Genomic DNA, 15,265 nt, shown 5'->3' with positions numbered 1-15,265 from the left:
TGTCTCCTGTTAAAGCGGGCGGGCTTTGTCGTGGAGGGTTTCCAGGTCTTGCTCGACGCGCTCTACCTCATCGTGTTCGTCACGCTCCTTCGGATCATTGGGGCGCAATGCATCGTTATCGCGCTCTTCTTCACCGGGTGTGCGGTCGGGGTCGGGAGTGCCGGGCGGCGGCTGCTTGTATTCGGGCATGATGCTTCACCTCACGGGGGTTAGTGGCCTGCATCGTTTTAGAGGAAGTACCGCAAACCATCGTTCAACTTGATTGCCCCAGGCATGAGAAGATGCCGGCACATTCCTTCTGGAGACCTGCCCCGGATGTTCGAGCTCAAACCCTGCGACCCCGTCACCTACCGCCGTCAGACCCGTCGCAGCACGCTGATCGTGGCCGTGCTTTTCGTGGCCCTGGCGATGCTGCTGTCGAGCCTGGCCGTGATGCTGTTCGGCGAGCCTGGTGGTGATAACTTTCGCTTCAACGTCGGTGGTGTATTTGCCGGCGTGTTGATCACTGTTGCCCTGGTGCGCGGCCCGTTGTGGCACCAGCCATGGCTGGCGCCCGCCGTGTATGGCTGGCAGCTCAAGCGCCAGTTGATGCGCGTGACCAATGTGATGCACACCGTGACCGAACGGGTGCAGGCCAACGACCCGACCGCGCTCAAGGTGCTGCGCTTCTACCACCTGGGGCTGACGCAAATGCACGAGCTGGACGCCAATTCCAGCGCCCAGGCGCAGTTGGTTGGCGAGATCGAGGCGCATAAGGCCAAGATGCAGGCGCTGGGGCTCGACACCGAGCAAACCCGCTTCAACCCCGCCTGGCTGGACAGTATCAAAACCGCTTGAGCCTGCGGATACACGCGCCCTGCCCCATCAGCTGGAACGCTTGGCGCGCCAGCAGAACAGCGCACTTACCGCAATCGCCGCGCCCGCCAGGCCAAACACCCAGGGCGCCGACGCCACCGGCAGCAACAGGCCTGCCAGCAGCGGCCCGAGGCCGGCGCCGATATCGCGCCACACTGCGTTCGACGCCAATGCCGACACCCGCATGGCGCCGGGGTTGCGCTCGGCCACCAGGGTAGTCACCAGGGGCAGTTGCAAGGCGCGCAGCACCAGCACGGCCGCCGCGCCGATGATCACCCAATAGCTGCCAAACGCAGCCAGGGCCAGTGCACTCAAGAACGAAAACAGCAACAACATGGCGGTGGCGCCGAAGCGTTGTGCCGCGCGCCCCCCCAAGGGGCTGAGGAGCAATTCCGACAGGTAACGCAGGGCCATCAAGCCCCCGGCGATCAGCACCGCGTCACCGCCCATGATCTTCTGCGCCTGAATCGACAGACCGAAGATAAACAAGCCATCCAGCGCCACGCCTTCGATAAACGACCAGAGCGCCACACTGTCGGGCCATTTGAAACGGCGCCCCGGGGTGCTGTGCAAGTCGTGCCCGGTGCCGGGCAAACCGCGCGCCATCCACAGCCCAACCAGGCAGCAGCCGGCAAGAATCAGGAAAATCGGACGCGGCCCGGCCCACAACGTCAGCAACCCACCCAGGGGCAAGGCCAGCATCGGCCCAAGCGCAATCAACGCCCGCGATCGCCCGGCCCGGCGCGCGGCGCCCGCAGGCTCCGAGGTGGCCAGCACCTGGGTGGACAGGTTCAACGCGGCAAAACACAAGCCCCAGACCAGGCGCAAGCCCAGCAGGGCGGCAAACCCCGACAGCATCGAATTGCCCACGGCGCACAATGTCGCGGCCCCCGCCGCGATCATGCAGGTCAAGCGGTCGCCGTGGCGCGCGTAAAAATTCAATACATGCCGGTAACCGAAAATCCGTACCAGGCGGTTGGCGGCCAACAACACCCCGGTCTGGGCCAAAGTGATGCCGAACGCCTGGTACTCCATCGGCAGCAGCAGGTAGAGCAACACATCACTGGGCAGGCATAAGGCAAGGGTCAGCGCGGCGCGACGGGAGTGAGTATCAGCGGTGCGGAGGGCCAGGCTGGACATAAATCTGAAACATCCCGAAATATTCAGGTCGCCAAGGTAGCCTTCCCACGCCAGGTTTTACAACGCCCAATCACGCTTTTTCCCCATAGGGCAGTAAGCGCAAGCCACTGGCCACGGCGCCCACCAATGCGAACACGCAGCCCAGCCACAAGGCATATTGCGGACCACTGCCCAGGAACAGGTGGAAACACAATGCCACCAGCGAGGCGCCCAACGTCTGCCCCAGTAACCGTGAAATCGCCACGATGCCACTGGCCCCACCGCTGCGCGCCAACGGCGCACTGGTCATCAGCGCCTTGAGGTTGGGCGACTGGAAAAAGCCAAACCCGGCACCGCACAGTGCCATGCGCCAGCCGATATCGAACGTCGACGCGCCGCTGCCGAGTGTCGCCAGCGCGGCCATGCCGACACTGAGCATCAGCAGGCCGATGCCGCACAGCGCCCCCAGGGAGACACGGTCGGCCAGGCGCCCCGCCACCAGCGCCATGACCGCCACGACGGCTGGCCAGGGCGTCATCAGAAAGCCCGTTTCCACTTGGCTATGCCCGAGCACCGCCTGCAACAGAAAGGGCAGCGACACAAAGGCCAGGCCCTGGGCGCTGAACGCGCAGATCGCCGTGAGGGAAGACAAGGCAAACACCGGCCGCTTGAACAAATCCAGGGCCAGCATCGGCGCCGGGTGCCCGGCCTGCCGGCGCAACAGCAACGCGCCACAGACCAGCGCCAGCGCGACCAGGCCCAGGGTCAGTGCGCCCTGGGCGCCGTGCACCGCCGTGCCCAGGCCGAGGACCAGCAAGGCAAATAACCCGGCACACAGCACGGCCGCCAGACGGTCGAAGGCATGCCCGGTCATGGGCAGGGTCGGCAATGAACGCAGGCCCAACACCAGGGCCAACAGCCCCAACGGCACATTGATCAGGTACAGCCAGTGCCAGGTCGCCACCGACAGGATCGCCGACGCGGCGGTCGGCCCCAGGGTAAAGGCCAGCCCCACCACCAACGAGTTGTAGCCCAGGCCACGGCCCAGCATTTTCGACGGGTAGATATGCCGCAACAGCGCCGTATTCACGCTCATGATGGCTGCCGCGCCCAACCCCTGCACCACTCGCGCCGCCGTCAGGGTCACCAGCGACCCGGCCAATCCGCAAAACAGCGAAGACAGGATAAACAGCAGCAAACCGCCGAGGTACACCCGGCGATGGCCCAGCACATCGCTCAACGAAGCGAACGGCAATACCGTGGCGATAATCGCCAACTGGTAGGCATTGACCACCCAGATCACCGAGGCGGAATCGGTGCCGATCCCTTCGGCCAGGGTCGGCAGCGCCGTGTTGACGATGGCCGTGTCCAGGGTCGCCATGCCGATCCCCAGGGAAATGGCGATGACCGCCGGCAGGCGTTTGTTAAAGGGCAACCCATCGGCAACAGAAGACATGAACGATCCAGGCGGGTGACAAAGGCCTCTAGACTAAGGGCTGTGCCGACATTTTTCAGTGATCGATTGCCTGTCTGTCAGAGTTTTCATGTTCGCTTCGAAACAGCAGGCCCGTGGGGTGGATCGCTTAGCCCGTCAGTGCACCCAGGTCCAGGCGCCCGGCCTGAAGCGGCGGGCACCAGTAGTAGCCGCCGGTCAACGGCGTGCTGATGCGATACAAGCCATCGACAATCCCGTCTTCCAGCCCGCTCATGCGGCGCAGTTGCGCTTCGAATGCGTCGAAGGAATGGCCGAAGGCAAGAAACATCAAGCCAGCCTGGCCATTTTCGGCCCACGGCATCGAGCGGCGTACCACGAAAGCTTCCGGGGTGAAACTCTCTTGGGCGGTGCGTTTGGTATGGGCGGATTCGGGGGCGTCGTCGAGTTCTTCGTTGTCGCCATGGCGGCGGCCGATGATGTGGTCGCGCTCCTCGGCGGGCAAGGCGGCGAAGCCATCGAGGTCGTGCTGCCATTGCTGGATCGCGGCGAAGCTGGCACCGCTGTCGGTCAGCGCGGCTTCCACGGCGGCATCGTCGTGGGGGTTTTCGGTGCCGTCTTCGTAGTCGGTCAGGTCGAAGCCGGTCTTGAAGCGAAAACCTTCGGTCGACTGCACCAGTCGAAAAGCCGGGGCCAAGGCTTTTTCAAAGGCGCGACTGCGCAACAGCAGCTCACCGCGATCCACACCATGCAACCACACCCACAGCGCCTGCTGGGTGGAGGGGTTGTGCGCACCTGGCCCGCTGACAGCCGGGAATGGGCGCAAACCGTCGATCTGTGCGCCCAGGGCGGTTACCAGCGGCTCACCGAACCCGACCACGGCCGCCGAATCCACACGCTGCACCAACGCATCCAGCGCAGCGGGCACGGCGTCCAGGGAATCCACGGCAAAAAACAGATGGCGTGCCTGCAAGGGCACCGGAGCGGCAAGAATGCCCGGCTGGTACTGACTCATATGAACTCCTTCAAGAAAGCCGCGCAGTTTACCCGCCACGCGCGCCCCTGCGTACTGCAAAGCGCACAAGCCTTGCCATGGAGACCGTTGTTGGGTGACTCTCTAGTCATGTTTTGCAACTATTCCAGGGGTAGCAACATGACCACCGATAACCTGCTCGCCCAGCTGTTTCCCGTTTCCACCGCCGACATTCCCGAGCAATTTCGCCTGGCGGCGCCTATCGAACAGCGTGATTACCTGGTCGACGGCCAGTTGCGGGTCTGGGACGGTCCGTTGGCCCAGGTCCTCAGCCCCGTGCAACTGGGCGACACGCGTGTGCAGATTGGCAGCACACCACTGCTGGATGCCGACACCGCCCTCACCGCCCTCGACGCCGCCGTGCGCGCCTATGACCGTGGCCAGGGTGAATGGCCGACAATGCGTGTGGCGCAACGCATCCTGCATGTCGAAGCGTTTCTGCGGCGCATGCGCGAACAACGTGATGCGGTGGTCAAGCTGCTGATGTGGGAAATCGGCAAGAACCTCAAGGACTCGCAAAAAGAGTTCGACCGCACTTGCGACTACATCACCGACACCATCAATGCCCTCAAGGAACTCGATCGCCGTAGCAGCCGCTTCGAACTGGAGCAGGACACGCTCGGCCAGATCCGCCGCGTGCCGATGGGCGTGGCGCTGTGCATGGGCCCCTACAACTACCCCTTGAACGAGACGTTCACCACGCTGATCCCCGCGCTGATCATGGGCAATACCGTGGTGTTCAAGCCGGCCAAGCTGGGTGTGCTGCTGATCCGTCCGTTGCTGGAGGCGTTCCGCGACAGTTTCCCGGCCGGGGTGATCAATGTGATCTACGGCAGCGGCCGCGAAACCGTCAGCGCGCTGATGGCCAGCGGCAAGATCGATATCTTTGCGTTTATCGGCACCAACAAGGCCGCCAGTGATTTGAAAAAACTGCATCCCAAGCCACACCGCCTGCGTGCGGCCTTGGGCCTGGACGCGAAAAACCCCGGCATCGTGCTGCCGCAGGTGGACCTGGACAATGCGGTCAGCGAGGCGCTCACTGGCTCGCTGTCGTTCAACGGCCAGCGTTGCACGGCCTTGAAGATCCTGTTTGTGCATGAAGACGTGGTCGATCGCTTTATCGAGAAGTTCAACCAGAAACTGGCCACGCTCAAACCCGGCATGCCGTGGGAAGACGGCGTGTCGCTGACGCCGCTGCCGGAAGTGGGCAAGGTGGATTACCTCACGGCGCTGGTGGCGGATGCGACGCAGCACGGCGCCCAGGTGGTGAACGCCCAGGGTGGCGTCAGTCGCGGGTCGTTCTTTTACCCGGCGGTGCTGTACCCGGTGAACCCGCAAATGCGTGTGTACCACGAAGAACAGTTCGGCCCGGTGGTGCCGATCGTGCCCTACCGCGACCTGGAAACCGTGGTCGATTACGTGCTCGAATCGGACTTCGGCCAACAGTTGAGCCTGTTCGGCACCGACCCTGTGCAAATCGGACGCCTGGTGGACACCTTCGCCAACCAGGTCGGCCGGATCAATATCAATGCCCAATGCCAACGCGGGCCGGACACCTTCCCCTTCAACGGCCGCAAGAACTCGGCCGAGGGCACGCTGTCGGTGCATGATGCGTTGCGCGTATTTTCGATCCGCACCCTGGTGGCAACCAAGTTCCAGGACAGCAACAAGGCGTTGCTCAGCGAGATCCTGCGCAACCGCGATTCGAGCTTCTTGACCACCGACTACATTTTCTAAAAACGCACCGCAGAAAATGTGGGAGGGGGCAAGCCCTAATGCCGGTCAGTTAAGAGATAGAACGGGCGACCGGTAACCTGTGGCGAGCGGGCTTGTCCTGCGTTGGGGTGCGAAGCGCCCCCAATAAAGGACAAATGCGGTGTACCCGATATTGCGCAGGGGCTGGTTTTGGGGCTGCTGCGCAGCCCAACGCGGGACAAGCCCGCTCGCCACAGTGACAGCATTCTTCCTTAACTGATGAAATGCATTAGAGCTTACCCCCTCCCACACTTGAACCGAATTCGCCCTGACTAGCTGAGGCCCCTTTACTCCCGATGAATCTACCCCTCTTCGCCCGGCGCCTGCTGCGCCCCCTGCTCGACCCGTATCGCCGTTATCGTCATGCCAAGCTGATCCACGCGGTGCGCGTGTCCATCGGCTTGCTGGCGACGATCCTGCTGACCACCGGCATCAACCTGCCCCACGGTGAGTGGGCGTCGGTGACCATGCTGATCGTGATCGGCGGCTTGCAGCATCACGGCAATATCGGCAAGAAAGCCGTGGAGCGCGCCTACGGCACCTTGATCGGCGCCAGCGTCGGTTTGCTGCTGGTGGTGCAACAGGCTTACTTCGGCCAACCCTTGCTGACCTACCTGTTGATGTCGGTGGTGTGCGGGTTCTTTTCCTATCACGCCATCGGCAAGGGCGGCTACATCGCGTTGCTGTCGGCGATCACGGTGTTCATCGTCGCCGGGCATGGTGACAACCCGCTGTCGGATGGCCTGTGGCGCACCGTCGATATCCTGATCGGTATCGTCCTGGCCCTGGCATTTTCCTTCGCCCTGCCGCTGTACGCCGTGTATTCGTGGCGCTACAACCTGGCCAGCGCATTGCGCGACTGTGCCGCGATCTATAGCCGGATCATCAACGGCCAGTCGGTCACCGATGATGAGCACCTTAAACTGCTCAACCGTTTGAACGCGGCCATCGTGCAGTTGCGCTCACTGATGCCATCGGTGTCCAAGGAAGTGCGAATTTCCATGACCGAGCTGGACCACATCCAACGCCACCTGCGCATGTGTATCAGCACCCTGGAGATTCTCGGCAATACCCGGCCGGACCCGCGCGACGAGCAGGCGATGGCGCGCATGCAGGTGATGTTGAAGGCCGAGCACCGGCAGATTCGGGTGCAACTGGTGGGCATGGCGCGGGCGTTGAAATCCGGGGTGACAGAGCGCCTGGAACGGCCTGGCCACCTCGGAGGCGACAAGCCGACACTGGATGCGCCGGTCTATAGCGCGTTGGATGGCTACCGATTGTTGACGGTGCAACTGGCGGCAAATGTGGATGCACTGCGTCAACGCTTGGCCAAAAGCGCGGGGCACTGGAAGATATAAACAGATGGCCTTTTGACGTGTTTAAGCACGTCAACACTTTCATACTTTCTCTTACATTTTTTTCACGAATTATTCACATCCCGGGACGTAGGGTGAAGCCTCATCCGTTACAAACGTTGCACATCAAGCCCGCCGCCCCAGCGGGCTTTTTTTTGCCTGCGCAAAACACTGTAGGAGCGAGCTTGCTCGCGAAAAGCATTAAACGATAACGCAGCGGTCTCAGGCTGGTTAACCGCGGTGATCGTGCGTTCTTCGCGAGCAAGCTCGCTCCTACAGGGAGGTCAGCGTGAGGCCTTGGCGGCGGGGGCTGCCGCTTGTTCGCGAATGGCCCGCTGGGTATCCAGCACCTTGGCCAACGCGTTTTCCGCCTCCGGGCTTTGCTGCGGCACGCGAATCGCCGCCGACACCAGGGTGATCAACTTGGCCATCACCTCGGCATCCGTGGCCGGGCGGCCCAGGCTCATGGAGTTCATCAACAGGCGCAGTTCGGTACCGGCCATCACCCCGGAAATCGCCTTGAGGGCAAATTGCAGGCGCACCCCCAACTCGTTGCGCGGCAAGTCCGGCAAGGCCAGGGCGAAGGCTTCGAAGAAACGCTGGAACACCGGCTGGTAATGCACCTTGAGGTATTCCTGGATAAACGGCGACGTGTCGCTGTACACCCGCCCGAGGAAGCGAATGAACGAGCGCCCTTCCCCGCTCGCGGGGTCGCTGCGTTCCAGACCCATGGCCGGGGCAAACAGCACGCCCAGCAGCGTGTCGCAATCAAGGGGCCCGTCGGATTCGGCTTCACAGCGTGCCAGCAACTCCAGGCGCTGCTCGTTAAGCGGCTCCAGGCGCTGCATCAGCAGGGTTTTCATCAGGGAGTCCTTGTCCCCGAAGTGGTAGTTCACGGCGGCCAGGTTGACCTGGGCACGCTCGGTAATCTGCCGTAACAAAACCGCGTCATATCCGTACTTTATGAAGAGAGCCTCTGTCGCATCCAGCAATCGAGTCTTGGTAATGTTTGGAGCGCTGACTTTCTTCGCGACCATAGAAGTTCCACGTGGGAAATATGTTTTAAAAAATTATTTGATTTTTTATACCGGGGCCGTCGTTCGAAATCAAGTAGTGACACTGCGCCATATGATTGAAAAGCCTTGCAGTGTGGCGCATTGAAGGCCGTCGAAGGTTTTTTTGTGGGCGTGAGGCGCCGCATTGGAAATCGTTTCAAAGCGTAAAACCGCTCTACATCCATGGCTGGCGAAGCGGATTGAACGCGGTTACTATTCAAACAATATTTTAAAAACAAGAAATTAAACCAGTCCGTGACGCGTACCAGGCGGCTCCCGAACTTGTTACAACGATTTTCCGGGGGCGTGTCGGCACCGTCGAGACTGCAGGCGTAGTCATGATGACAGACACCCACGCGCACCCAGGCTTGATCTCCCTGCAAGGCATCGGCAAGCGTTATGAGCTCGCCGGGCAGCAACTGTCCATTCTCAATGATGTGTGCTTGTCCATCGCCAGCGGCGATAGCTGCGGCATCCTCGGTGCTTCGGGCTCTGGCAAAAGTACCCTGCTCAATATCCTCGGCCTGCTGGACGTGCCCAACTGCGGCCAGTACCACTTTGCCGGCCACGATATTTTCAGTGCCAGCCCCGATGAACTGGCGGCGATCCGCAACCAGCAGATCGGCTTCGTGTTCCAGAGCTTCAACCTGCTGCCGCGTCTCAGCGCCCTGGATAATGTCGCGCTGCCCTTGAGCTATCGCGGCGTATCACGCCATGAATCGGTAGAACAGGCACTGCGCATGCTTGAACAGGTTGGCCTGGCCGACCGCGCTCATCACCGCCCCGCCGACCTGTCCGGCGGCCAGCGCCAGCGTGTAGCGATTGCCCGGGCCCTGGTCGGCAACCCCTCGGTGATCCTGGCCGACGAACCCACCGGCAACCTCGACAGCACCACTGCCCAGGAGATCATGGACCTGCTCCTGGCGCTCAATCGCGAGCAACAGGTCACCCTGATCATCGTCACCCACGACGCGCACATCGCCGAGCGCCTGGAGCGCAAGATCCTGGTGCGCAACGGTGTGGTGCATGAGGCTGGCGGCCTATGAACCTGCGGGTCGAACAGAGCCTCAGCCAACTGCTGCACGAAGCGTTCGTCAGCCTGCGCACCCTGGGCAAGCGCTCGATCCTGGCACTGCTGGGCATTGTGATCGGCAGCTCGTCAGTGGTGGCGCTGATCAATATCGGCCACAACGCGGCGGTGGACGCCGCAATGATCTTCAAGGACATGGGCACCGACACCCTGATCGCCCAGTTCCCGCCCAAAGGCACCGCCAACGTGCCGATGCGCACCCAGCTCGACCTCGATGCCGTACGCCGGGCCGTGCCGGGGATCGCCCATATCGGCGCGATCACCCCGTTCAGCGGGCCCATGGTGTTCCATGGCCGCACCACCAACGCGAACTTCGTCGGCATCACCCCGGATATCCCGCCGACCATGCGCCTGGTGCTGCGCGAAGGACGCTTCCTGTCCCCCTTCGACGCAAATGAAACCTACGGCGTGATCGGCGACCAGCTCGCCCAGGCCCTGGGCGCGCCGGGTGACCCACTGAAGCTGGGCGACCGGGTGCGCATCAATGACTACCTGTTTCAGGTGGTGGGCATTTTGTCCAACCAGCCCCGGGCGATGCTGATGCCGGTGCAGGCCAACGAGACGCTGTTCATGCCTGCGGACGGCATGCGCCGCATCTACGCCAACCCGCAAATCAGCAATGTGATCATCCGCGCCGCCCCCGGCGAGGACATGGAACGCGTGGCGCGGGACGCCGCCGTCGCGCTGCGAACCCAACTGAGCGACCACGACGTCGAGATCACGGTGCCCCAGCAAATGATCGATGGCATGACCCGGCAAAGCCGCACCTTCGCCTACCTGCTGCTGGCCTTGGGGGCGATCTCCCTGGTGGGCGGCGGCGTCGGTGTGATGAATGTGATGCTGATGAACGTCTCGGAACGCCGACGCGAGATCGGCATTCGCATGGCCCTCGGTGCGCGCCAGCGGGATATCCGCAACCTGTTCCTGCTCGAAGCCGTGACCCTCACCGCCGTCGGCGCACTGTGCGGCGCCGTGCTGGGCATGACCGCCGCCTGGCTATACGCCTGGTTGTCGGGCTGGGAATTCGCCCTGGCTGTCGCCGCCCTGCCCCTGGGCGTGGGCAGCACGTTGCTGGTGGGGCTGTTCTTCGGTATTTACCCGGCGGTCTCGGCCTCGCGGTTGCAACCGGTGGAGGCCCTGCGCGATGAGTAAATGGCTCTGGTTGCTCGCCTGGGTCAGCCTGCACGGCGTGGCCGCCGATGTCGTCATCAAACCGTCAGCGCCCAGTACCACCCGCAGCGGTTATGAGCGTGGCGTTTCGCTCAACGCCCAGGTCACCAACATGACCCTGGGAGATGCCGTGTACCTGGGCCTGCGCAATAACCCGGCGATCCGTAGCGCCTACCTGCAGCGGGTGGCGCAGAAGTTCGACCTGCGCGTGGCCGAAGATGTGTTCAACCCCAAGCTCACCCTCAACAGTTATTACCGCAGTACCCGTGGCTCGACAGACAACACACGCAACGCCAACCTGGCGCCGGCCACCAGCCTGCTCAGCGAATACGGCACGCGGCTGAGCATGGCGTGGACCCAGCAACTGACCAACGCCGACCGCGCCGGCCGCTACCGCAGCGACGGCCTCGACCTGGCGATCATCCAACCGCTGATGCGCGGCGCCGGCTGGGACGCCACCACCGCGCCGCTGCGCCTGTCGCGCCTGTCGGAGCAGGCCAACCGCCTGAACCTCAAGGCCACCGTGGCGCAGACCATCAGCCAGATCATCGCCACCTACCGCGAGCTGCTGCGCGCCCAGGAACAACTGAGCATCGTGCAGGATGCCCTCAAGCGCTCGGGCACGTTGCTGGAAGTGAACAAGGCATTGATCAGTGCCGGGCGCATGGCCGAGTTCGAAATCGTGCAGACCGAAGCCGACATCGCCACCCAGCAACTGGGCGTGGAAGAGGCGCAAAACCAACTGGACACCAGCCGCCTGGCCCTGCTGCGCCTGCTGGCCCTGGACCTGTCGACGCCGATTCGTGCCACCGAAGCCCTGGAAGCCAGGCCCATGCAAATCGACAAGCGCCAGGCGTTCACCCTGGCGCAGACCCAGCAACCGGAATACCTTGCCGCCCTGCTCGGCAGCCAGCAGGCCGACCTCAACCTGGTGATTGCCAAGGACTCCGGGCGCTGGCAAGTGGACCTGGTGGCCGGGGCGAACCAGGTCCGCGATGCCTACAATAACAACGCCGGCAGCACCAACAACCGCACCTGGGACAGCTACGCCGGGGTGCAGGTGCAGATCCCCATCGGTGATATCAGCACGCGCCAGGCCGAAGTGCGTGCACGGGTGAACGTGGAGGACCAGGAGATCCGTATCACCGACGCGCGCCAGGAACTGGAGCGCAACGTCAACGATGTGGTGCGCGACCTCGGTACGCGCTGGCGCCAATATGAAATCTCCCAGCGCGCCGTGGATCTGTCGCGGCGCAAGATCGACATCGAGCGGGAAAAACTCAGCGCCGGACGCTCCACCAACTTCCAGGTGCTGAGCTTCGAGACGGACCTGCGCAACGCCGAAAATGCACAGCTCAATGCACTGATCGCTTATTTGAACGCCCAGACCCAACTCGATCTGACCCTGGGCATGACGCTGGAAAGCTGGGAAATCGCCCTCAATGACTACTGACAAAAAACGCCTGCTGGGTGCTGTCTTGATCGTGCTGCTGGCGGCTGCGGGGATCACCGCGCTGAGCCTGCGCAGCCCGGCCGCCAACACGGCGCCGGTGGGCGAACAATGGCTGGCGGTGAAACCCGACCCGCTGGTGCACCAGATCGGCCTGGTGGGCAAGATCGAGCCCGACACCACCCTCACCCTCACCGCGCCCTTTGACGGCAATGTGGAGGCCAACCTGGTGGAACAAGGCCAGCGGGTCGAGGCCGGCCAGGTGCTGTTGCGCATGGACCCGGCCACCCTCGAAGTGCAACTGCGCGACGCCCTCTCCGCACAGCTCAAGGCGCGGCGCACCGTGCAGGAAATGCAAGACTGGGACAGCAGCCCCACCGTCAGCCGTGCGCGCCGCAGCCTGCGCACCGTAGAAATGACCGCCGGCAATACCCAGCGCAAACTCACCGAGAGCGAAAACCTGTTCCAGCGCGGCATCATCCCGCGCAATGAGCTGGACGACCTCAAGCAACAGACCCAGCAACAACAACTGGACCTCGCCTCGGCCCGCAGCGAACTGCAGCAGGCGCTGGAGCAAGGCAAAGGCGAGTACCGGCAAATTGCCGATATGGAGCTGACCAACGCCACGGTGAAATACGACGCCCTGCACAAGTTGCTCGAAGGTCGCGAGGTCAAGGCGCCATTCTCCGGCATCGTCGTGCCCGCGCCCGGCAGCAGCACCCCTTCGGCCCAAGGCGGCAGCAACAATGCACCGGTGCAGGCCGGCAGCAGGGTCAGCCAGGGCCAGGTGCTGTTCGGCCTGGCCAATATCGAGCGGCTGAAAATCGTCGCCAAGGTCTCCGAACTGGACATCAACCAGTTGCACCAGGGCCAGGCCGTGGAAGTGATGGGCGATGGTTTTGATGGCGAGCGACTGACCGGCTCGGTCAGCGTGGTCAGCGGCCTGGCGATAGCCGGCGACAGCCAGGGCAGCGCGCAATTTCCTGTGACCCTGTCGATCCCCAAGCTGACGCCGCAGCAGTTGCAGCGGGTGCGGCTGGGGATGAGCGCACGCTTGACCATCGTCACTTACAACAATGCCCAGGCGATCATCGTGCCGGCGCCGGCAATCACCCGTGGCGAGGATGGCATGACAGTGGAGTATCGAGAGGCGATGGATAAGCCGGTAGAGCAGGTGAAGGTGACCACCGGGCAATCGACGCCGCAGGGCGTGGAGGTGTTCGGCCTCAAGCCCGGCTTTGTGAAGACCTCAAGATAAATGCAGAACCCCTGTGGGAGGGGGCTTGTCTCCGATGGCAGTGGGTCAGCCGAAGATGCATTCACTGACACTCCCTCATCGGGGCATGGGTATCTACACAATTTTCAGTGGTCTGTGGCGAGGGAGCTTGCTTCCGTGGCGGCCTTTGGGCCGACCATGTGGTTGGATTTGACCGAGTACATATCCGTTGCTGCGGTAACGGCTGCTTAGGGTTCCGCTCTTACAGCGGGTCACTTTTGGAAAAGAGCCCCAAAAGTAACCAAAAGGGCTCTTGCCCCACCACTCGGTACCTCGCTTAGGCTCGGTATGCCCGAACGCAGGCTTGAATCCGTGGGCCGCCGTCATGGGCCATCCCTGGCCCAGGACGGCTAACCCGGCGTCCTGGCGCGGGGCAAACCCGCTCGCCACGACAGACTTGCCCACTACAGCAGGCTTGACCCTCACTAAACTTGCGACCTGCCAGGCCAACAAACTGGCACTATCAAGCCTAAATGACTCGCAGAGATAACGGACATGTCCCTTCGCACCCTACTCACCGCTCTCCTCCTGACCGCCAGTTGCACGGCATTGGCCGACACCGAAGTCGTCAACCTGAGCAACCGTACCAGCGCCGACCTGCTGCCCGTGGCGCAGAACTTCATCGGCAAGGACGGTACCGTCAGCGCCTACGGCAACCAACTGATCGTGAATGCCGCCCCCGGCAAGATCCAGGACCTGCGCGCCCTGCTCGCCCAACTGGACACGCCGGCCAAACGCCTGCTGATCACCGTCGATACCAATGAAAACAACCAGCAGAACAGCGGCGACAGCCAGACGCGCATCATCAGCTACGGCACCGCCAGCCGCGAGGGCGGCATCCAGCAGATCCAGGCCAGCGAAGGCGTACCCGCGTTGATCCAGGTCGGCCAGAGCGTCCCCCTGACCACCACGCAGCCCGATGCCTACGGCCGCCCGCAGAACCAGACCCAGTACCGCAACGTCACTCAGGGCTTCTACGTCACCGCCAGCGTCACCGGCGACACCGTGCACCTGGCGATCAGTACCAACCGTGACCGCATGAGCCAGGAACGTGCCGATGTAGTGAACGTGCAAAGTACCGACACAACCGTCAGCGGCCGCCTGGGCGAATGGATCCCCCTGGCCGGCATCAACCGTGAGACCCAGGCCGATAAATCCTCCACAACCCGCAGCTACTCTACTCAGGGCCGTGACGACCTGACTTTGCGGGTTAAGGTCGACACCCTGAACTGAAGCACCAAAAACTGACTGACGAGTCGTATTAGACTAAAGATGTAGTGCTATAAAAAAAGCACTACAAAACATTTGACGATCCAAAAAAGCCTGTGCATGATGGCCTCGCTCCCGCTAATCAGGGGCCCTGGCAAGGGCCTTCGGATCGACGCTCCAAGCTACCCACCCGAGCCGATTCGTGTCTGTACCGCCCACAAGGTGTGTTTGACGAGGTTGCGACTGGAACGAAGTTGTCCCGAGGGACGGAAGCTAACCAGGTAACCCGGCTACACACTGATGGATCGTACAAAGGCCCACGATGCCCGAAGACCGTTCGCAGTTCGCCCTTACCTGCTCAACTCCCCCCTTGAGCCATCGTTCATCCCGTCGCCATCCCCGCCGAACTTGACTTGAACACCCAAGCTTCTGGTCAGCGAGCAGCCACAACCACGCATTCACTACG

At 62.6% G+C, this 15,265-nt stretch carries 13 protein-coding genes; 8 read left to right on the top strand and 5 right to left on the bottom strand.

Annotated features, from left to right (window positions below):
- Nucleotides 1-9 precede the first annotated feature (9 nt).
- Nucleotides 10-189, bottom strand: coding sequence for a hypothetical protein (locus tag A7317_RS18140; protein WP_024076189.1), 180 nt, complete (start codon nucleotides 187-189; stop codon nucleotides 10-12).
- 126 nt (nucleotides 190-315) lie between these two features.
- On the opposite strand from A7317_RS18140, the gene A7317_RS18135 reads away from it, so the two are divergent.
- Nucleotides 316-837, top strand: a complete 522-nt coding sequence (locus A7317_RS18135) for a DUF3087 domain-containing protein (RefSeq protein WP_069076513.1) — start codon at nucleotides 316-318, stop codon at nucleotides 835-837.
- A gap of 27 nt (nucleotides 838-864) precedes the next feature.
- Here the strand turns inward: A7317_RS18135 and A7317_RS18130 are convergent, their stop codons facing one another.
- From A7317_RS18130 to A7317_RS18120, 3 genes are all read right to left on the bottom strand, one after another.
- A complete protein-coding gene (locus tag A7317_RS18130) occupies nucleotides 865-1,995 on the bottom strand; it encodes an MFS transporter (protein WP_069076512.1) in 1,131 nt (376 codons plus the stop codon).
- A gap of 70 nt (nucleotides 1,996-2,065) precedes the next feature.
- Nucleotides 2,066-3,430, bottom strand: coding sequence for an MFS transporter (locus tag A7317_RS18125; protein ID WP_024076192.1), 1,365 nt, complete (start codon nucleotides 3,428-3,430; stop codon nucleotides 2,066-2,068).
- Nucleotides 3,431-3,557: 127 nt separating this feature from the next.
- Nucleotides 3,558-4,421 (bottom strand): Dyp-type peroxidase, encoded by an 864-nt coding sequence (locus A7317_RS18120; RefSeq protein WP_024076193.1) that lies wholly within the window; start codon nucleotides 4,419-4,421, stop codon nucleotides 3,558-3,560.
- A gap of 138 nt (nucleotides 4,422-4,559) precedes the next feature.
- On the opposite strand from A7317_RS18120, the gene A7317_RS18115 reads away from it, so the two are divergent.
- Both A7317_RS18115 and A7317_RS18110 read left to right on the top strand, forming a co-directional pair.
- Nucleotides 4,560-6,176: an NADP-dependent glyceraldehyde-3-phosphate dehydrogenase gene (locus A7317_RS18115; protein ID WP_069076511.1), complete on the top strand. Its 1,617-nt coding sequence runs from the start codon at nucleotides 4,560-4,562 to the stop codon at nucleotides 6,174-6,176.
- 314 nt (nucleotides 6,177-6,490) lie between these two features.
- Complete coding sequence (locus A7317_RS18110) at nucleotides 6,491-7,552, top strand: FUSC family protein (protein ID WP_024076195.1); 1,062 nt, start codon at nucleotides 6,491-6,493, stop codon at nucleotides 7,550-7,552.
- 281 nt (nucleotides 7,553-7,833) lie between these two features.
- On the opposite strand, the gene A7317_RS18105 is transcribed toward A7317_RS18110, so the two are convergent.
- Nucleotides 7,834-8,586, bottom strand: a complete 753-nt coding sequence (locus A7317_RS18105; RefSeq protein ID WP_069076510.1) for a TetR/AcrR family transcriptional regulator — start codon at nucleotides 8,584-8,586, stop codon at nucleotides 7,834-7,836.
- A gap of 356 nt (nucleotides 8,587-8,942) precedes the next feature.
- On the opposite strand from A7317_RS18105, the gene A7317_RS18100 reads away from it, so the two are divergent.
- The 5 genes from A7317_RS18100 (at nucleotide 8,943) to A7317_RS18080 (ending at nucleotide 14,823) form a co-directional block, all read left to right on the top strand.
- Nucleotides 8,943-9,650, top strand: coding sequence for an ABC transporter ATP-binding protein (locus A7317_RS18100; RefSeq protein WP_069076509.1), 708 nt, complete (start codon nucleotides 8,943-8,945; stop codon nucleotides 9,648-9,650).
- Nucleotides 9,647-10,846: an ABC transporter permease gene (locus A7317_RS18095; RefSeq protein ID WP_069076508.1), complete on the top strand. Its 1,200-nt coding sequence runs from the start codon at nucleotides 9,647-9,649 to the stop codon at nucleotides 10,844-10,846. Before A7317_RS18100 ends, A7317_RS18095 begins: the two co-directional genes overlap by 4 nt.
- Complete coding sequence (locus A7317_RS18090; protein WP_069076507.1) at nucleotides 10,839-12,317, top strand: TolC family protein; 1,479 nt, start codon at nucleotides 10,839-10,841, stop codon at nucleotides 12,315-12,317. The genes A7317_RS18095 and A7317_RS18090 overlap by 8 nt, the downstream gene beginning before the upstream one ends.
- A complete protein-coding gene (locus A7317_RS18085; protein ID WP_024076200.1) occupies nucleotides 12,307-13,572 on the top strand; it encodes an efflux RND transporter periplasmic adaptor subunit in 1,266 nt (421 codons plus the stop codon). The genes A7317_RS18090 and A7317_RS18085 overlap by 11 nt, the downstream gene beginning before the upstream one ends.
- Nucleotides 13,573-14,085: 513 nt before the next feature.
- Complete coding sequence (locus tag A7317_RS18080; RefSeq protein ID WP_069076506.1) at nucleotides 14,086-14,823, top strand: secretin N-terminal domain-containing protein; 738 nt, start codon at nucleotides 14,086-14,088, stop codon at nucleotides 14,821-14,823.
- The last annotated feature ends 442 nt before the right edge of the window (nucleotides 14,824-15,265 follow it).

Origin of the sequence: Pseudomonas fluorescens, assembly GCF_001708445.1 — a bacterium.
Lineage (GTDB): Bacteria > Pseudomonadota > Gammaproteobacteria > Pseudomonadales > Pseudomonadaceae > Aquipseudomonas > Aquipseudomonas gorinensis.
This window is presented reverse-complemented; position numbering and strand designations above follow the sequence as displayed.